The 17,209-nt window shown below is 65.8% G+C and carries 17 protein-coding genes and 2 pseudogenes; 11 read left to right on the top strand and 8 right to left on the bottom strand.

What is annotated here, in order from left to right:
* Positions 1 to 106: 106 nt before the first annotated feature.
* Entirely contained in the window at positions 107 to 1,405 is a 1,299-nt protein-coding gene (locus A5708_RS24085) for an amidohydrolase family protein (RefSeq protein WP_065031098.1), read from the bottom strand.
* Between the two features lie 389 nt (positions 1,406 to 1,794).
* Here A5708_RS24085 and A5708_RS24080 point away from each other — a divergent pair, with 389 nt between their 5' ends.
* From A5708_RS24080 to A5708_RS24045, 8 genes are all read left to right on the top strand, one after another.
* Positions 1,795 to 2,313 (top strand): carboxymuconolactone decarboxylase family protein, encoded by a 519-nt coding sequence (locus A5708_RS24080; RefSeq protein WP_065031017.1) that lies wholly within the window; start codon positions 1,795 to 1,797, stop codon positions 2,311 to 2,313.
* Positions 2,314 to 2,330: 17 nt separating this feature from the next.
* Positions 2,331 to 3,608, top strand: a complete 1,278-nt coding sequence (locus A5708_RS24075; protein WP_065031016.1) for an aromatic ring-hydroxylating oxygenase subunit alpha — start codon at positions 2,331 to 2,333, stop codon at positions 3,606 to 3,608.
* Positions 3,592 to 3,915 carry a hypothetical protein gene (locus A5708_RS24070; RefSeq protein ID WP_065031015.1) on the top strand — a complete coding sequence of 108 codons (324 nt, stop codon included), beginning with the start codon at positions 3,592 to 3,594 and terminating at the stop codon, positions 3,913 to 3,915. Before A5708_RS24075 ends, A5708_RS24070 begins: the two co-directional genes overlap by 17 nt.
* Positions 3,916 to 3,918: 3 nt before the next feature.
* Positions 3,919 to 5,139, top strand: coding sequence for a metal-dependent hydrolase family protein (locus tag A5708_RS24065; RefSeq protein ID WP_065031014.1), 1,221 nt, complete (start codon positions 3,919 to 3,921; stop codon positions 5,137 to 5,139).
* A complete protein-coding gene (locus tag A5708_RS24060; RefSeq protein ID WP_065031013.1) occupies positions 5,117 to 5,587 on the top strand; it encodes a nuclear transport factor 2 family protein in 471 nt (156 codons plus the stop codon). The genes A5708_RS24065 and A5708_RS24060 overlap by 23 nt, the downstream gene beginning before the upstream one ends.
* Positions 5,588 to 5,604: 17 nt before the next feature.
* Complete coding sequence (locus A5708_RS24055; protein ID WP_065031012.1) at positions 5,605 to 6,702, top strand: acyl-CoA dehydrogenase family protein; 1,098 nt, start codon at positions 5,605 to 5,607, stop codon at positions 6,700 to 6,702.
* A gap of 3 nt (positions 6,703 to 6,705) precedes the next feature.
* Positions 6,706 to 7,536, top strand: coding sequence for an acyl-CoA dehydrogenase family protein (locus A5708_RS24050; protein ID WP_065031011.1), 831 nt, complete (start codon positions 6,706 to 6,708; stop codon positions 7,534 to 7,536).
* Between the two features lie 137 nt (positions 7,537 to 7,673).
* Positions 7,674 to 7,943, top strand: a complete 270-nt coding sequence (locus tag A5708_RS24045) for a DUF4190 domain-containing protein (RefSeq protein WP_065031010.1) — start codon at positions 7,674 to 7,676, stop codon at positions 7,941 to 7,943.
* Positions 7,944 to 7,951: 8 nt separating this feature from the next.
* On the opposite strand, the pseudogene A5708_RS28075 reads toward A5708_RS24045, so the two are convergent.
* Positions 7,952 to 8,365: pseudogene (locus A5708_RS28075) on the bottom strand (acyl-CoA dehydrogenase family protein); the annotation flags it as partial.
* Positions 8,366 to 8,521: 156 nt separating this feature from the next.
* A pseudogene (locus tag A5708_RS28070) lies at positions 8,522 to 9,091 on the bottom strand (acyl-CoA dehydrogenase family protein); the annotation flags it as partial.
* 290 nt (positions 9,092 to 9,381) lie between these two features.
* Between A5708_RS28070 and A5708_RS24035 the strand changes: the two are divergent.
* Together A5708_RS24035 and A5708_RS24030 are read left to right on the top strand one after the other, a co-directional pair.
* Positions 9,382 to 10,032: a TetR/AcrR family transcriptional regulator gene (locus tag A5708_RS24035; protein ID WP_065031008.1), complete on the top strand. Its 651-nt coding sequence runs from the start codon at positions 9,382 to 9,384 to the stop codon at positions 10,030 to 10,032.
* Between the two features lie 237 nt (positions 10,033 to 10,269).
* Positions 10,270 to 11,118, top strand: coding sequence for a mycofactocin-coupled SDR family oxidoreductase (locus tag A5708_RS24030; protein ID WP_065031007.1), 849 nt, complete (start codon positions 10,270 to 10,272; stop codon positions 11,116 to 11,118).
* A gap of 3 nt (positions 11,119 to 11,121) precedes the next feature.
* Here the strand turns inward: A5708_RS24030 and A5708_RS24025 are convergent, their stop codons facing one another.
* Positions 11,122 to 11,538: a DUF5313 domain-containing protein gene (locus tag A5708_RS24025; protein ID WP_065031006.1), complete on the bottom strand. Its 417-nt coding sequence runs from the start codon at positions 11,536 to 11,538 to the stop codon at positions 11,122 to 11,124.
* A gap of 17 nt (positions 11,539 to 11,555) precedes the next feature.
* Positions 11,556 to 12,047, bottom strand: a complete 492-nt coding sequence (locus A5708_RS24020) for a MarR family winged helix-turn-helix transcriptional regulator (protein ID WP_065031005.1) — start codon at positions 12,045 to 12,047, stop codon at positions 11,556 to 11,558.
* 85 nt (positions 12,048 to 12,132) lie between these two features.
* On the opposite strand from A5708_RS24020, the gene A5708_RS24015 reads away from it, so the two are divergent.
* Positions 12,133 to 12,972 (top strand): SDR family NAD(P)-dependent oxidoreductase, encoded by an 840-nt coding sequence (locus A5708_RS24015; protein WP_065031004.1) that lies wholly within the window; start codon positions 12,133 to 12,135, stop codon positions 12,970 to 12,972.
* Here A5708_RS24015 and A5708_RS24010 read toward each other — a convergent pair.
* The 3 genes from A5708_RS24010 to A5708_RS24000 are packed head-to-tail and all read right to left on the bottom strand — an operon-like array spanning position 12,969 to position 17,209.
* Positions 12,969 to 13,778, bottom strand: coding sequence for an SDR family NAD(P)-dependent oxidoreductase (locus A5708_RS24010; protein WP_065031003.1), 810 nt, complete (start codon positions 13,776 to 13,778; stop codon positions 12,969 to 12,971). The two genes, A5708_RS24015 and A5708_RS24010, sit on opposite strands and share 4 nt — an antisense overlap.
* Positions 13,779 to 13,784: 6 nt before the next feature.
* The gene (locus tag A5708_RS24005) at positions 13,785 to 16,214 is read right to left on the bottom strand and encodes a CaiB/BaiF CoA-transferase family protein (protein ID WP_065031002.1); all 2,430 of its coding nucleotides are present in this window, start codon (positions 16,212 to 16,214) and stop codon (positions 13,785 to 13,787) included.
* Positions 16,214 to 17,209 carry an enoyl-CoA hydratase/isomerase family protein gene (locus tag A5708_RS24000; protein WP_065031001.1) on the bottom strand — a complete coding sequence of 332 codons (996 nt, stop codon included), beginning with the start codon at positions 17,207 to 17,209 and terminating at the stop codon, positions 16,214 to 16,216. Before A5708_RS24000 ends, A5708_RS24005 begins: the two co-directional genes overlap by 1 nt.

The raw sequence follows: 17,209 nt of genomic DNA, 5'->3' as shown, positions 1-17,209 counted from the left end.
CATTCTCCTTCGATCGAAATGCACCGGCGTTAAGTGTCGGCCCGCTGCGCCCGGCTGCGCCGCGCTTGCGACCGCCACGGGCGCACTTGCCCTCCGGCGACGTTGTCTAGTCCTTGTTGCCGGTAAGGGCTTTGGCGTTGGCCGCGAAATCCGCGAAGGACGAGCCGCCTCGGCTGTCCTTGTCGTGGCCCTTGGCCTTGATGGACACGTCGTGCCCCTCGGCGGATTTGCGCAGCGCACCGACGGTCGCCTGTTCGCGGGAAATGTGCGTGAACGGGTCGAACGAGTACCAGCGCATGGCGTTCTCGAAGGTCATCTTGTTGATTTCGTCGTCGGGAACGTTGTTGATGGACAAGACATCCCAGAGCTCTTCCGGCGCGCCCGGCCACATCGAGTCGCTGTGCGGGTAGTCGGCTTCCCAGCAGATGTTGTCGATGCCGATCTCGTTGCGCAGCGCCACGCCGACCTTGTCGCTGATGAAGCAGGTCAGGAAGTGGTCGCGGAAAACCTCGCTGGGCAGCTTGCCCTTGAAGTCCTGGTGCGTCCAGGCGGAGTGCATCTCGAAGGTACGGTCCGCACGCTCCAGGAAGTAGGGGATCCAGCCGGTTCCGCCCTCGGAGAGCGCGATCTTGAGGTCCGGGTATTCCTTGATCGGCTTGGACCACAACAGATCGGCGGCGGCCTGCACGATGTTCATCGGCTGCAACGTGATCATCACGTCCATCGGCGCATCCGGCGCGGTGATGGCCAGCCGCCCCGAGGAACCGATGTGCACGTTCATCACGGTGCCGGTGTCACACAACGCCTTCCACAGCGGGGCCCAATAGTCGTCGTGGAAACTGGGGTAGCCCATCGCAGCCGGGTTCTCGGTGAAGGTCAGGGCGTGCACACCCTTCTTGGCGACCCGTCGCACCTCGGCGGCGCACGCCTCGGCGTCCCAGATGACCGGTATCGCCATCGGGATGAACCGCGCCGGGTAGGCGCCGCACCATTCGTCGATGTGCCAGTCGTTGTAGGCCTGCACCAGTGCGATCGAGAAGTCGTGGTCATCGGTGGCGAACAGGCGGCCCGCGAAACCCGGGAAGGAGGGGAAGCAGATCGAGGCCAGGATCCCGCCGGCGTTCATGTCCTTGACGCGCTCGTCCACGTTGTAACAACCCGGCCGGATCTCGTCGAGCCCCGTCGGCTCGATGCCGTACTCCTCTTTGGGCCGTCCGGCCACCGCATTGAGCGCCACGTTGGGGATGACGGTGTCGCGGAACTTCCACATGTCCGAACCGTCGGCGTTGTGCACCAGCCGGGGTGCGTCGTCCTGATACTTCTTCGAGAGGTGGTTCTTGAACATGTCAGGCGGCTCGACGGTGTGGTCGTCGACGCTGATCAGGATCATGTCTTCTTTGTTCATGGCCGTCCCTTCCATCGGATCCACCGGATCGATTGCAGCCTCGGCGAATCACTCTCCCGTGCCAAGATCACTAAAATGAAAACTATCTTCTCGCCAGGCGAGAATCAACATCCATAAGTTGCTCAGCACGTCCGCACCCGCCTGACCAGCGGCCGAGCGAAGCGGCGAAATTCCCGGCGCCGAGCGGCAATGCGGTGAGGTAGGACCCGGCGTGACAGGTCGATGCGGGGTCTCGGCCGACTTTTGAGCCATCTCGCCGCCTGGGTGCACTTGGCGGCGGTTCGTACTCTTGCCGTCCGGCACGCCGGCATTGACCGGGCGCGCGTTTCGTGCCAGTCTGTTAGTTGCAAATGAGAATCTGATTCTCTTTCACCGAGAGGACACTGCTAATGCGCTTGCAGCCGCTGCCCGCTGACCAGTGGGACGAGGCGACCCGGCAGGCACTCTCGGCCATGCGTGGCGCGGACACCAACAACGCGCTCTCCACGCTGGCGCACCACCCGGCGCTGGCCAAGTCGTTTCTCCGATTCAACGTCCACCTGTTGATGACGTCCACGCTGCCGCCACACATCCGCGAGCTGGCCATCCTGCGGGTGGCCCATCGCCGGCAGTGCGCCTACGAGTGGTCACACCACGTGAGGATGGCCAAGGACGAAGGCGTTACCGACGACCAGATCGCGGCCCTGCAACGAGGTGAGGCCGCCGACACGTTCGACCAGGCCGTGATCGCCGGGGTCGACGAGCTCGACGAGAAATCGGAGCTGTCCGACCAGACCTGGGCGGCCCTCGGCGAGCGCCTCAACGACCAGCAACGCATGGATTTCGTCTTCACGGTCGGCTGCTACGCGCTGCTGGCCATGGCCTTCAACACTTTTGGCATTCAGCTCGAACACGCCGAACGACACTGACGAAAGAGGTAAGAACGTTGCCGCACTTCCCCAAGCCAGCCGCCGGCAGCTGGACAGAAAACTACCCCGACCTGGGGACCGAGCCGGTCGACTACACCGACTCCATCGATCCGGCATTCTTCGAAGCCGAGCGCGAAGCCGTCTTCAAGAAGACCTGGCTCAACGTCGGCCGGGTCGAGCGACTCCCCCGCACCGGCAGCTACTTCACCAGGGAACTGCCGTCTGCCGGCAAGGGCACGTCGGTGATCATCACCAAGACCAAGGACGGGACCGTCAAGGCGTACCACAACGTCTGCCGGCACCGCGGAAACAAGTTGGTGTGGAACGACTTTCCCAACGAGGAAACCTCCGGCACCTGCCGGCAGTTCACCTGCAAGTACCACGCCTGGCGCTACAGCCTCGACGGTGACCTGACCTTCGTCCAGCAGGAAGAAGAGTTCTTCAACGTCGACAAGAGCGACTACGGCCTGGCAGCCGTCCGCTGCGAAGTGTGGGAAGGCTTCATCTTCATCAACTTCGACGACAATGCGGCGCCGCTGATCGACTACCTTGGGCCGCTGGCCAAGAGCATCGAGGGCTACCCGTTCGGCGAGATGACGGAGACCTATTCCTACCGGGCCGAGGTCGGCAGCAACTGGAAGCTGTTCATCGACGCGTTCGTCGAGTTCTACCACGCGCCGATCCTGCACCAGGGGCAGTACACCAAGGAAGAAGCCGCCAAGATCCAGAAGTTCGGCTACGAGGCGCTGCACTACGAACTGGCCGGCCCGCACAACCTGCAATCGACCTGGGGTGGGCAGGCGCCGCCGGTGGACATGAGCATGGTGAAACCGATGGACCAGGTGCTTCGCAGCGGTCTGTTCGGTCCGTGGGACAAGCCGGAGATCATCGAGAACCTCGAGCTGCCACCGGGTGTCAACGTGAAGCGGGTGCCGCAGTGGGGCATCGACTCGTGGCTCTTCTACCCGAACTTCATGCTGCTGATCTGGGAGCCGGGCTGGTTCCTCACCTACCACTACTGGCCTACCGCGGTGGACAAGCACATCTTCGAGTCCACGCTGTACTTCGTACCGCCGCGCAATGCGCGGGAACGCCTGGCCCAGGAGCTGGCCGCCGTGACGTTCAAGGAGTACGCGCTGCAGGACGCCAACACCCTTGAAGCGACCCAGACCATGATCGGCACCCGGGCCGTCAAGGAATTCCTGCTGTGCGACCAGGAAGTGCTGATCCGCCACCTGCACAAGACGACCAGTAACTACGTGAAGGAGTACCAGCGCAATGGCGCTACCGTCTGAATTCGCCGCCCTAGAACCCTATTTGGATTGGGATCTGGCCACCGAGCCCGAGCGCTACGCCAAGCGGCTGGCCTCGACAATGGCCGAGATGCAGGCGTTCTACGATGTCGCGTTCCCGAAGCTGAACGACGTGATCGCATACGTCGATCAGTTCCCGCTGGACGACCTGCCGGACGACGCGAAGAGCCTGATGCACATGATGCAGTCGTTGGTCATGGTGTCGTTCCCGATCGAGGCGTGGAAACAACCGCGCGTCCCGGACAGCGGTGCGGCGTGGGTTGAAGTGATCCGGGAACCGGTGATCTGACACGTGCTGACGCTCAAGGCCGCAGGGCTGCTCGACGTTGATAGCGGCGAGATCGTCCGGCCCGGCATCCTGAAGGTCGAGGACGATCGGATCGTCGGCGTCGGGGGTGACCCCGAAGGCGAGATCATCGATCTTGGCGACCAGATTCTGCTGCCGGGCCTGATGGACATGGAGGTAAACCTCCTGATGGGCGGACGCGGCGAGACGCCCGGGCTGTCCCAGGTGCAGGACGACCCGCCGACCCGGGTACTGCGCGCAGTCGGCAACGCCCGACGCACGCTGCGCGCCGGTTTCACCACCGTGCGCAACCTGGGCTTGTTCGTCAAGACCGGCGGCTACCTGCTCGATGTGGCGCTGGGCAAGGCCATTGACGCGGGCTGGATCGACGGGCCGCGAATCGTCCCGGCCGGCCACGCGATCACGCCCACCGGCGGGCATCTGGATCCGACGATGTTCGCCGCGTTCATGCCGGGCGCGCTTGAGCTCACGATCGAAGAGGGCATCGCCAACGGCGTCGACGAGATCCGCAAGGCCGTGCGATATCAGATCAAGCACGGGGCCCAATTGATCAAGGTGTGCGTTTCCGGCGGCGTGATGTCGCTGACCGGTGAGGCTGGGGCACAACATTATTCGGACGAGGAACTGCGCGCGATCGTCGACGAGGCACACCGGCGCGGGCTGCGCGTCGCCGCGCACACCCACGGAGCGGAAGCGGTCAAGCACGCGGTCGCGTGCGGTATCGACTGCATCGAACACGGCTTCCTGATGGACGACGAGGCCATCCAGATGCTGGTCGACAACGACAGGTTCCTGGTGACCACCCGCAGGCTGGCCCAGGCAATGGACGTGTCTCGCGCCCCGAAAGCTCTGCAGGACAAGGCGGCCGAGATGTTCCCCAAGGCCGAAACCTCGATCAAGGCCGCCTACGAGGCCGGGGTGAAGATCGCGGTCGGCACCGATGCCCCGGCCATCCCGCACGGCAAAAACGCCGACGAGCTCGTCACGCTGGTGGAATGGGGCATGCCGCCGCTGGCGGTGCTGCGGGCCGCCACCACGACCGCAGCCGAGCTGATCAATGTCACCGACCGGGGGCGCCTCGCGACGGGCCAGCTCGCCGATATCATCGCGGTACCCGGAAACCCGTTGGACGACATCACCGTTACCCGGAACGTCAGCTTCGTGATGAAAGGCGGCAAGGTCTATGTCGACGCCCGATCAGCTTAAGAGCGGCCCAACCAGAACTGACGACCTGGTCGAGATCCAGCAGCTGCTCGGCCGCTACGCGGTCACCATCACCCAGGGGGACATCGAGGGCCTCGTCGCCGTGTTCACTCCCGACGGCACCTACAGCGCCTTCGGTGAAACCTACAGCCTGAGCCGATTCCCGGAATTGGTGGCCGCGGCGCCAAAGGGCTTGTTCCTCACCGGAACCGCGGTGGTCGACCTGGATGGCGACGCGGCCAGCGGCACCCAGCCACTGTGCTTCATCGATCACGCCACTCACGACATGCGGATCGGCTACTACCGCGATACCTATCTGCGGACCGCCGACGGGTGGCGATTGAAGACCCGCGCCATGACCTTCATCCGCCGCAGCGGCGTGCACGATTCCGGACGCCCGCACGCCATCGGGCGTCCCGCCGGTGACTCCGCGGCCCAGGCAACGACTTAAGGAGCCGACCAATCGAAGTGAATGTCGAGCAGTTCCGGGCCGACCTGCGCGCGTGGCTCGACGACAACGATCTGACCCCCGAGCCCGACCACTCGCTGCAGGGGCACATGCGGCAGTTCGCTCGGGTCAGCCGTGCGCTCTACGACGCCGATTGGATGCGGTTCGGCTGGCCGGTCGAGGTCGGTGGTTTGGGCGGTCCGGCGGTGCTGCGCGCGATCGTCGGCGAAGAGGTGGTAGGCCGTCGGCTGGCAGAACCCGGCCCCTACTCGATGCTCGAGGTGCTCGCGCCCACAATGATCGACTACGCGCCGGCGGAGCTGGCCAAGGAGATGGTGCCGCGCCTGCTCAGCGGTGAAGAGCAATGGTGCCAAGGCTTTTCCGAGCCGGGATCGGGCAGCGACCTGGCCTCGCTGACGACTCGCGCCGTCCAGGACGGCGACAACTGGATCGTCAACGGCCAAAAGGTCTGGACCAGCTTCGCGCAGTTCTCCACCCGGTGCGTGCTGCTCACCCGCACCGCGCCCGGGCACGACGGAATCACCGCATTCTTCGTCGACCTCGATACGCCGGGCATCACCGTCCGCCCGCTGCGGACGATGCACGGCGTCGACGAATTCTGCGAGGTGTACTACGACGACGTGGTGGTACCGGCCAGCCGGATGCTGGGCAATCCCGGCGATGGCTGGCGACTGGCCATGGACCTGCTGCCCTATGAGCGTTCCGCCTGTTTCTGGCAGCGAATCGCCTACCTCTATTCGCGTTTCGACGACCTGATCACCGCGGCATCCGAAACTCCCGAGTCCGACGAATCCGCGCTCGGCGGAGCCTATCTCGCGTTGCATACGTTGCGCTGCCGATCGCGTGCCACCCAGCATCGAATGCGCGACGGGGCCCGGCTGGGCCCCGACACCTCCATCGACAAGGTGCTGCTGGCCTCCGCCGAGCAGCGGCTCTACGACACCGTCCGCGACGTGTTGCCGGGGGCGCTCGAGCTCGAAGACACGCCGTGGCGTTCGGAATATCTCTACTCGCGCGCGGCAACGATCTACGGCGGCACTGCCGAGATCCAGCGCAATATCATCGCCCGTCGGCTGCTCGACCTCGGGAAGGAGTGAACCGTGACCCCTTCGGCAGACAACGAGTCAGATCCCGAATCGCTGCGCCTGCTGGCGGACTCGTTGCGCACGACGATGAGCGCCGCCTCGGGAGCCAAGCTTGACGCGGCGCTGACCGACCTCGGCTGGCGCGACATGCTCGACGAAATGCCGGACGTCGCAATCCCGCTGGTGTTCAAGCTGCTCGGTGAGACCGGCGCACACGCCCCCGTGCTCAACGATGTGGTGCTGTGCGCGACCGGCGACGCGCCGGGGGGCACGCTGCCGCTGCCGTTCGCCGGCGGCTCCTGGGTGCTGTGGGAGCGCCGCGACCACCCCGGCTCGGCGATCGACGAGCTGCTGCCGATACACCCCGTGCCGCAAGCAGATCCGTTGCCGTCGGCCGCACTACAAGCGGGTTGGCGAGCCCTGGGTTGGTGGCTGGTCGGCACCAGCCGCGCCATGCTGTCACTGGCGCGTCAGCACGCCGTGGACCGCGTTCAATTCGGCCGGCACATCAGTTCGTTTCAGGCGATCCGGCACCGGCTTGCCGAGACGCTCGTCGCGATCGAGGGTGCCGAGGCCACCCTGCAGGCCGCCACGGAGTGCGACGACCCGCAGGGACTGGCTTCCCTGCTGGCCAAGGCCGCGGCCGGCCAGGCCGCGCTGACCGCCGCACGGCACTGCCAGCAGGTGCTGGGCGGTATCGGCTTCACCGCCGAGCATCCGCTGCACCACCACATCAAGCGGTCGCTGATTCTCGACGGACTACTGGGCAGCTCTCGCGAGCTGACGCGTGCCGCCGGAAAAGCGGTGGTGGAGGCCGGATCTGCGCCACGGCTCGCGCAGCTGTAGCGGGACGCCCCCGGACTCCGCGCGTCGGCCATCGGGCCGCGGTGTGCCCCATTTCTTGTCCCGCGGGCGCAGCTCGGAGCAGACTGGGCGCGGCGGCCAATCGGCGCCGGCCGTCAGCCCGAGGAGGTTGGGACGTAATGAGCCACCCCGACGCACCACAAAACCAGTTCGGCGTCGCCTCGCTGCTGCTGGGCCTGGTCGGGCTCGTCACCTGCTGGTTGCTGCTCGGAGTGCCCTTCGGCATCGCGGCGGTGGTGACGGGTGACATCGCCCGCCGACGGGTTGCCCGCGGGGAGGCGAACAACCCGCGAACCGCCGTCGCCGGCATGGTGTTAGGGGCGATCGCGATAGTGGCGGGTCTGGTCGCCATCGGCTACTACGCGCAGCTGGACGCCCGGAACCACTGACGCACAGCTCAATTGCGCGGCAGCCCGAGTACGCGTTCGGCGATGATGTTGCGCTGGATTTCCGACGTGCCGCCGGCGATGGTCGCGGCGAAGGTGCGGGTGTACCGGTCGAACCAGCTGCCGTAGTGGCTGTCCAGGTTGAGCGGCGCGAACGGGGCGGTGACCGCACGCAGCGCCAGTCCGTCGCCGTCCTTGGCGGCCAGCGCGTCCTCACTGGCGCGTTGCATCGCCTCCGAGCCGAGCAGCTTGAGCACCGACTGGGCGGGCACGTCCTCCTCGCCGCGTGCGGCTTTGGCCAGCGTCGCCGAACCCAGCAGCCGCATCGCATAGAAATCCATCACCAGCGTCGCGTAGTGATCCCGCTGCACGGGACCCGCGGGCCCGGACTCGACGGTCAACGCGTGCAACATGTCTGCGTAATCCAGCCACAGCATCGCGCGTTCGTGTCCGAGCGAACCGGTCGCGACGCGCCAGCCTGCGTTGAGTTCGCCCACCAAATTCTCGGCCGGCACCCGCGCGTCGGTGAAGAAGACCTCGTTGAAGTCGACGTCTTCGATGTCGCCCACCGAGGCGAAGGGGCGACGGACCACGCCGGGGGTGTCTGTCGGAATCAGTAAAGCGCTGATGCCCTTGTGTTTTGGCGCGTCCGGGTCGGTCCGCACGAATGTCAGCAACACATCGGCGTGATGGGCGCCCGACGTCCACACCTTCTGGCCATTGACGACGAAGTAGTCACCTTCTGAGTCAGACGAGCGCACTGCGCGCGTCTTCAGCGACGCGAGATCCGAGCCCGCGCCGGGTTCGCTCATCCCCAGCGACGCGGTGATCTCCGCGCGCAGGATCGGCACCGCCCAACGCTGCTTCTGTTCGGGTGTGCCGAACGACAGCAATGAAGCCGCGATGATGCCCACGCCCTGCGGATTGAAACTCTGATAGATGCGCCGGCGGGACAGCTCTTCGGAGTACACGTATTGCTGCAACAGCGTGGCGTTGCGCCCGCCGAACTCCGGCGGGTTGCCGGGCTGTAGCCATCCGCTGTCGAACAGCAGGCGTTGCCAGCGCCGGGCCCACTCCGGGATGTCCGAACTGGACTGCGGCCGCACCAGCGCCTCGGCCTCGGAAGGCAGGTGCGCGTCGAGGAAGGCCACGAATTCGGCTCGGAACGCCTCCACGTCGGCGTCAAACGTCAGCTGCACAGCACTTCCCGAGATGGTTCTGAGCGCACCGCATCGTCGGTAGATTCGGGTTTCCGCCGACGACGGGGTTCACTCTTGCGATTACGCTTCCAAACACACGTCTAAGAGAATAGTATTCTCGTGGTAAGAAAGTTACAATCTCCGACACGTGATCCGTGAGGGGGTCGAGCGCAGCGATGTCACGGCGTTCTCCGGTAGAGTCCAACCATGTTCTCCCCTCGCGGCAATCACCTGAGCCGGCCGTGACCAACCCCAGCGAAGAGCCGGCCTGGAAGCAGCGTGCCGTCGAGCGGTCCATCAAGACTGCGAAACTGCGTGCGGCGCAACGTGTTCAGCGCTTCCTCGACGCGGCCCAGGCCATCATCATCGAAAAGGGCAGTACGGACTTTACCGTGCAGGAGGTCGTGGACCGCTCCCGCCAGTCGCTGCGCAGCTTCTACCTGCAATTCGACGGCAAGCACGAGTTGCTGCTGGCGCTCTTCGAGGACGCCCTGAGCCGGTCGGCCGACCAGATCCGCGCCGCCACCGAGAGCCAAGCCGATCCGCTGGAGCGGCTGCAGGTCGCGGTCGAGCTCCTCTACGAGGCGTCCCGTCCGGACCCCACTGCCAAGCGTCCGCTGTTCACTGACTTTGCTCCAAGGTTGCTGGTGACCCACCCCGCCGAGGTCAAAGTCGCTCATGCACCGCTGCTCGCATTGCTGACGGAGCTGATGGACGCGGCTCATGACGCCGGCAAGTTGCGCAACACCATCAATCCCAAGCGGGTGGCCGCCATGACCATGCAGACGGTCATGTTCATCGCGCAATCCAGCGGCGGGCCCGACGACGCGACGATGCACCCCATCACCGCCGAAGAGGTATGGGATTTCTGCTCACGCGGATTCGTCGCGTAGCACCACCTCGAGTACGCCGCACTCCCCCTCATCTCGCGATGGGCAAATAGCGCACGCCGTTTGCCCGTGAGAATGAGATTCTCTAATATCTAGAACCGGAGATAGCCGAAACGGATCCGTCATTGACACCCGTGACGGCCGAATGACAGAGTTCAAGGGCGGCAAGACCCGCGGTCCTGCGAACGCGTTTGTTCCCCGCCGAGGCGTGCCGATCGAAAGTCAGGAGTTGAGGTAGCCATGACCGGACGTGTTGAGGGCAAAGTCGCTTTCGTCACCGGAGCGGCACGCGGTCAGGGCCGCAGCCACGCGGTGCGGTTGGCCCAGGAGGGTGCCGACATCATCGCCGTCGACATCTGTAGGCCCATCCGCGAGGGCGTGGTGGACACCGCGATCCCGGCGTCGACGCCAGAAGACCTCGCCGAGACCGCCGACCTGGTCAAGGGGCACAACCGCAGGATCTTCACGGCCGAAGTCGATGTGCGCGATTTCGACGCACTCAAGGCGGCGGTGGACAACGGCGTCGAGCAGCTCGGCCGGCTCGACATCATCGTGGCCAACGCCGGAATCGGCAACGGCGGCGAGACTTTGGACAAGACCAGTGAAGAAGACTGGACCGAGATGATCGACATCAACCTGGCCGGTGTCTGGAAGACGGTGAAAGCCGGTGTACCGCACCTGATCGCTGGGGGCAACGGCGGTTCGATCATCCTGACCAGCTCGGTGGGCGGGCTCAAGGCCTACCCCCACACCGGCCACTACGTCGCGGCCAAGCACGGTGTCGTCGGGCTGATGCGCGCCTTCGGAGTTGAGCTGGGACAGCACATGATTCGTGTCAACTCCGTGCACCCGACCCACGTCAAGACACCCATGCTGCACAACGAGGGCACCTTCAAGATGTTCCGCCCCGACCTGGAAAACCCGGGCCCGGACGACATGGCACCGATCTGCCAGCTGTTCCACACGCTGCCGATCCCCTGGGTCGAGCCGATCGATATCAGCAACGCGGTCTTGTTCTTCGCCTCGGACGAAGCCCGGTACATCACCGGTGTGACGCTGCCCATCGACGCGGGTAGCTGCCTGAAGTAGCCGCTAGAAGGGGCTGCTGTTGGACTGCCATTCGCCCGATTCGGGTCGCGGGCCGTAGCGGGCGATGTAGTCCTCGTGCATCCGCGCCTGTTTCCGGCGGGCGATCACGTCGACCAGGTTCGGGTCCAGTCCATGGACCGCCAGCCGGTGCCGGCGCCAGACCTTGTTCAGGGCAAAAGTTATCAGCAGCGCCCAGATGTAGAGCGGCGCGGTCATCTCCGTGTGCACGTAGAGCGAGGCGGGCAGCAGCCAGAACGGAGCGAGGACCAGCAGGGGCGGGATGGCCCACCTGATCATGTGCCGGCGGACGGCTCCCTCCCCGGCCAGATCGCGGGCCACCCAGGTGCGCATCGAGTCGGGCAGTCGCCGGCCGTAGGAATAGCCGATCCGTTGCCACAGATTGGGTTTCGTGTCGGTCATGATGGCTCCTCGGGGTGTCAGGATTGCAATGCGCCGGCCGCCACGGCGGCGGCGTTGATACGGGTGAGGACCCGATGGAGGTTCTCGAGTTCGGCCAGCTCGACACCCAGACGCGCCACCACGGCGGGCGGAATCTCAAGTGCTCGCTCCCGCAGGGCGATTCCGCGCTGCGTCAGCATCACGTCGGTGGTTCGCTCGTCGGCCGCGTTCTTGGCGCGGGTGATCAGCCCCTGCGCCTCCAGGCGCTTGAGCATGGGCGACAGCGTGGCGGAATCCAGCTGCAACGCGGCGGCGATCTGCTTGACCGACAACGGAAACTGGTCTGCCGCGGGGGTCTTGCGGTGATCCCACAGCGCCAGCATCACCAGGTATTGCGGATGGGTCAGGCCGAGCGGCTCCAGCAGGGGCCGGTACACCGCCAGGACCGCCCGGTTGGTCGTCGCCAGCGCGAAGCACACCTGGTGTTCGAGCGCCAGCGGATCGATATCGCGCGCAGTCGGAGCGGCCATATTTATATGGTGCCCTAATAGTTAGGGTGCTATCTACATGATGTCTCTCACACCGATTCCTGGGCGAGTAATACGCTCGGAATCCATGGACGGTTTCGAGGGACGCGGGGCAGTCATCACCGGCGGTGCGAGTGGCATCGGTTTGGCCGCCGCCACCGAATTCGCCCGCCGCGGGGCCCGCGTGGTGCTGGCCGACGTCGATGAGTCCGCGCTGGAACGAGCCGTGGCGCACTTGACGGCCGAGGGGTTCGACGCGCACGGGGTGACGTGCGACGTGCGGCATCTCGATCAGATGGTTCACCTCGCGGATGAATCCTTCCGGCTGCTGGGCCAGGTCGATGTCGTGTTCAGCAACGCGGGCATCGTCGTCGCCGGTCCGCTCGCGGCGATGACCCACGAGGACTGGCGCTGGGTCATCGATATCGACTTGTGGGGTTCGATCCACGCCGTCGAGGCGTTCGTGCCGAAGTTGATCGGGCAGGACAGGGGCGGCCACATCGCTTTCACCGCTTCCTTTGCCGGGCTGGTGCCCAACGCCGGCCTCGGGGCATACGGCGTTGCCAAGTACGGCGTCGTCGGGCTGGCCGAGACGCTGGCCCGCGAGGTCAAGGACAACGGCATCGGCGTCTCGGTGCTCTGCCCGATGGTCATCGAGACGGGGTTGGTCGCGAACTCGGAACGAATCCGCGGCGCGGACGACGGGCTCGCGTCGGCGCCAGACCTGACGAGCGGCTTCGGACAGCTCCCGCCGACGCAGGATGACACGGTGTCGGTGGATGGCGTGGCCCGGCTGACGGCCGACGCGATTCTGGCCAACCGCTTGTACATCCTGCCGCACGAGGCGGCCCGGGCGTCGGTCAAGCGCAGGTTCGAGCGCATCGACCGCACCTTCGACGACCAGGCCGCCGAGGGCTGGACGCACTAGGTCGTCGGGCCCAACCGGTAGTCGCCGGTCCGCGGGTCGTGATACCAGCCGCTGGATGCCTGGGTGCCGCCGTCGACGTGGAGCGTCTGGCCTGTCAGATAGGCCGACATGTCGGAAGCCAGAAACACCGCGGCACCGGCGATTTCGTCGACATGGCCGGGGCGTCCCAGCGGCACGATGTTACCCATGGCGGCCGTCGCGGCCTCGCCGCCAAGGTTCGCCAGCCCTTCGGTGAGCGTGATATCCGGGGCTATCGCGTTGACCCGGATGCGGTGCGGCGCCAGTTCCAGCGCCGCGGTCTTGGTGTAGTTGATGACACCGGCCTTGGCGGCGGCGTATGCGGCGTAGCCCGGCGCAGCTCGTACGCCCTCGATCGAGGTGAGCGAGATGATGCTGCCGGGCAGGTTCGCCGACACCATCTGCCGGGCGATCCGCTGGCTGCACAGCAGCACGTGGCGCAGGTTGGCACGATACAAGGCGTCCCAGCCGTTTTCGCTGGTTTCCAGCAGCGGCGAGGAGAACACGCCGCCGGCGTTGTTGACCAGGATCGTGGGCGTGCCGAGTTCGGCACTGGTGCGCGCCAGTGCGGCGTCCACCTGCTCGCTGTCTCGGACATCGGTGACGATGCCCAGGGCGCCAATGGATTCGGCTGCCTGCGCACAGGTTTGCGGGTCGCGTTCCCAGATCGCCACCCGGGCACCGAATGCCACCATCCCGGCGGCGATGCCGCGCCCGATGCCGGCTCCCCCGCCGGTCACCACCGCCACTCGGCCGGTGAGCAGAATGTCCGAGGGATCGATCGCCATCGTCGATCAGCTCCGCGCGCGCATGGCGGGAGCGCTGCCGATGACGCCGTCGGTTTCCAGGGCGGCGATCTCCGAATCGGACAGGCCCAGGCCGGAAAGCAGTTCGTGGTTGTGCTGCCCCAGCAGCGGCGCAGGCTCGGTGTGGAACTTGTGGGGCCCGGCTGAAAACCTCATCGGCACGCTGCTGAGCCTAGCCGGGCCGTTGACCGGATGGTCGACCTCTTCGAAGAAGTCCCGGAACGCCAACTGTTCCAGCTCGGTTTGGCGGTGCGGTTGCATGACTTTGGCGACCGGCACACCGGCGTCCCACAAGGTTGCGACGATTTCGTCGCGGCTGCGGTGCTCGCACCAGGCCGCGAGTTGCTTGTCGATGGCATCGTGGTGTGTGCGCCGGCCGGATTCGGTGGAGAGCTTGGGATCGGTTGCCCAGGAGGGCGATCCGAGTGCCCGGCACAGGCCGTCCCACTGATCGTTGGTGGCCACCGCGATGGCAACCCAGCTGTCGAGTCTGCCGAATTCGTCAATGTCGGCGCTGAGGTAGAGGTTCTGCGGTGCCGCGGTCGGTCCCCTGTTACCGGCCCGCTGCAGCAGGGCTCCGTACGCGGCGTACTCGATGACCTGCTCGGCCGCGATGCTCAGGGCGGCATCGACCATCGCCGCCTCGACGAAAACGCCCTCGCCGGTGCGGCGCCGGTGCTCGAGCGCGAGCAGTATCGCGTTGAGCGCGTGCACACCCGCATTTGGGTCACCGACCGAATACGGGTCATATGGCGTTCGATCCGGATAGCCGGTAAGCCAACTCACGCCGGATGCGGATTCGATGACGTAGGCAAAAGCGGGGTTGTCCCGCCACGGGCCTTCGAGGCCGAACCCGGGCATCCGCACCAGCACGGTGTCCGACCGAATCGATTGCACCGCGGCAAAATCCAGCCCGATCTGGTCCAGCACCCGCGGGGTGAAATTCTCCACCACGACGTCGCACGTGGCGATGAGTTCACGCAGCAACTCCCGGCCCCGCGGACTCTGCAGGTCCAGGGTCAGGCCCTTCTTGTTGGTGTTGAGGGCCTCGAAGATCGGTGACTTCTCCCACCACTGGTCCTCGGTGATCGGTACGCCGGCGATCATCCGTGTGCCATCGGGACGGCGGGTCGACTCGACATGGATGACCTCGGCTCCGAGCAATGCCAGCGAATGGGTACAACACGGGCCCGCCCAGAACGTCGTCATGTCCAGCACCCGAATACCGCCGAGCGGCAGCGCTTTCGACGCTCCGGTCGATGCCGGCCGCGCCGGAAGAGGTGCGGCGCGGTAGCGCTCGGTGTGCTCGCCCAGCCGCGGCGCCGGCTGCGGGGCGCGCAATTGCGCGGGCTGCATACGATACGGGTGGCTCGGCTGCTGGAAACCACCGCGCGGATTGCGTGCGAATGACTCGCGCTCCACGAACTGATCGAAGGAAGTAACGTTGGCGCCGTTGGCCACCGGCGCGTTGGGAATGCGGAAAGCCGAGGCCAGTTCCCGGATTTCGTCAACCGGGGCTCCCGCCACCCAGGAGAAGATGTCCTCGGCGTGGATGTTGGCCTGCTCGGTGATCGACAGCGGCGATTCCTCATCGATCCACTCCGGGTGGCCTACCATCGCGCACAGGTCGAACCACTGCTGCGCGGTCCCGCAGCCGAGATCCACCAGCCCATCCTTGGCCTGGGCCACCCCCGGGATGGTCGGCCGTCGCATGTCTCGCCACGGCCGTCCGAGCACTTCGAAGTAGGACACCGGGTAGTAGGTGAGGCACAGAATCTGTGTCTCGAGCATCGACAAGTCCAGCACTTCGCCTGCCCCGCCGTCGATTCGGCGCCAGCGCGACGCCAGGGTAGCCGCGCTGGCGTAGACACCGGCCAGGTACTCACCGACCTGACCACCGACGAAGACGGGCGCACGCTCCTGCTCACCGCGGCCGAGCCCGACGATCCCTCCCGACCACGCCTGTAGGGTGAACTCGGTCGCGGCGCGGTCTCGCCAGGGGCCTTCCAGCCCGAACGGCGTGATCGAGGTGACGGTGAGCTGCGGGTGGCGGCGGTGGATGGCATTTGGCGTAAAGTCCGGGTGCTCAGCCACTTTCGAGCCGGCCGACCACACCACCGCGTCCGCGGACGCGAGCAGCCGGTTCACCAGCTCGGCATCGGCGTCGTCGGCGAGATCGGCGACGACACTGTGTTTCGCCCCGGCCAGGAAGCTGAACAGGGCGCCATCACCGCCGGCCGGGACGGTGGCGCCCGATGCCGACCACCGGCGCAGCGGATCACCCTCGGGCGACTCGACTTTCACGATGTCGGCACCGCCGTCGGCGAGCAGCTTGGTGCAGTATGCGCCGGCTATCCCGGTGGACAGGTCGATCACCGTATAGCCGGCCAGCGGCGGTTCGACGCGGTGTGGCGGCACTATTTCTTTCTCTTCGCTTTCGCGTCCTTATCGGCACGCGCGTTTTTGCGCGCCTTCTTGCTCAGCCGCCATTCGGCGGGGAACTTTTCGTCGTTGTCCTTGACCGCGCCGCCCAGGCCCCGCTTCATCGCGTCGTCGAGCATCAGCTCGTCGTCACCATCCGGGCGCACGCTGCCCCCCATCGACTCGAAGACGCCGCTGAGCATGCTGCCGAGGTATTCGCCCTGGAACTGCTTCATGATCTCAAAGAAGACCTTCTGCATGAACACCGTGTCGGCTGGGCGGTTGCTCGCGCAGGCCAGCGCATATCTTTCTACCTCGTCCTCGAGTTCGTCCCGCGGCACAACGCTGTTGAGGAAGTTGCAGTCATACATCTCGGCGGCGGTGAACGCCCTTCCGGTGAACACCATTTCCTGAAACTTGCGGATACCCATCGTTTGCGCCCACCACCACATCCGGGGACCCCAGCCGTAATACCGGAACGACGGATGCCCGAACAGCGCGTCGTCGCTGGAGATGACCAGATCGGCGTCGGCGGCCTGGTAGAAGTGCCAGCCGTAGCAGTAGCCCTTTGCCTCCAGGATCGAGATCTTCTTGAAGTCCTGCAGCCCGCGGATCCCCGAGTTCGGGTTGGCGTACCACTGGCCCAGGGTGGCGCCGTTGCGGAACGAACCCTGCGGCGGATACCGGACTTCGTCGGCGCCGATCCGGTATTCGGCAAGCCGCGTGCTCTGGTCCGCCGCGTCGCGCATCCGCATTACCTCGGTCAGGTCCGCGCCCGAACCAAGGTCATCACCCGCTCCGCGGACCACCAGAACCTTGACGTCGTCGTCAATGCCGGCCCGGTGCAACAGGTCCGCGTAGCGCAGACGTGCGGCGACCGTCGGTGCGTTGAGATAGTCCGGTCGGTCGAACGTGATCGTGGCGATCCGGGTCGCGGCGTCTTTGTGGTACCGGATGATCTCTTCGGCCGCCGGCTCCGAGGGCTCGGGCAT

Source organism: Mycobacterium colombiense (assembly GCF_001672755.1).
Classification (GTDB): Bacteria; Actinomycetota; Actinomycetes; order Mycobacteriales; family Mycobacteriaceae; genus Mycobacterium; species Mycobacterium colombiense_C.
This window is presented reverse-complemented; position numbering and strand designations above follow the sequence as displayed.

Bases quoted from the DNA above. Each gene is read 5' to 3' on its own strand.
- A5708_RS24010 (WP_065031003.1), bottom strand. From the start codon at position 13,778: ATGGCGATCGATCCCTCGGACATTCTGCTCACCGGCCGAGTGGCGGTG.
- A5708_RS24070 (WP_065031015.1), top strand. From the start codon at position 3,592: ATGGCGCTACCGTCTGAATTCGCCGCCCTAGAACCCTATTTGGATTGG.
- A5708_RS24000 (WP_065031001.1), bottom strand. From the start codon at position 17,209: ATGCCCGAGCCCTCGGAGCCGGCGGCCGAAGAGATCATCCGGTACCAC.
- A5708_RS24020 (WP_065031005.1), bottom strand. From the start codon at position 12,047: ATGGCCGCTCCGACTGCGCGCGATATCGATCCGCTGGCGCTCGAACAC.
- A5708_RS24025 (WP_065031006.1), bottom strand. From the start codon at position 11,538: ATGACCGACACGAAACCCAATCTGTGGCAACGGATCGGCTATTCCTAC.
- A5708_RS24080 (WP_065031017.1), top strand. From the start codon at position 1,795: ATGCGCTTGCAGCCGCTGCCCGCTGACCAGTGGGACGAGGCGACCCGG.
- A5708_RS24060 (WP_065031013.1), top strand. From the start codon at position 5,117: ATGTCGACGCCCGATCAGCTTAAGAGCGGCCCAACCAGAACTGACGAC.
- A5708_RS24085 (WP_065031098.1), bottom strand. From the start codon at position 1,405: ATGAACAAAGAAGACATGATCCTGATCAGCGTCGACGACCACACCGTC.
- A5708_RS24030 (WP_065031007.1), top strand. From the start codon at position 10,270: ATGACCGGACGTGTTGAGGGCAAAGTCGCTTTCGTCACCGGAGCGGCA.
- A5708_RS24045 (WP_065031010.1), top strand. From the start codon at position 7,674: ATGAGCCACCCCGACGCACCACAAAACCAGTTCGGCGTCGCCTCGCTG.
- A5708_RS24015 (WP_065031004.1), top strand. From the start codon at position 12,133: ATGGACGGTTTCGAGGGACGCGGGGCAGTCATCACCGGCGGTGCGAGT.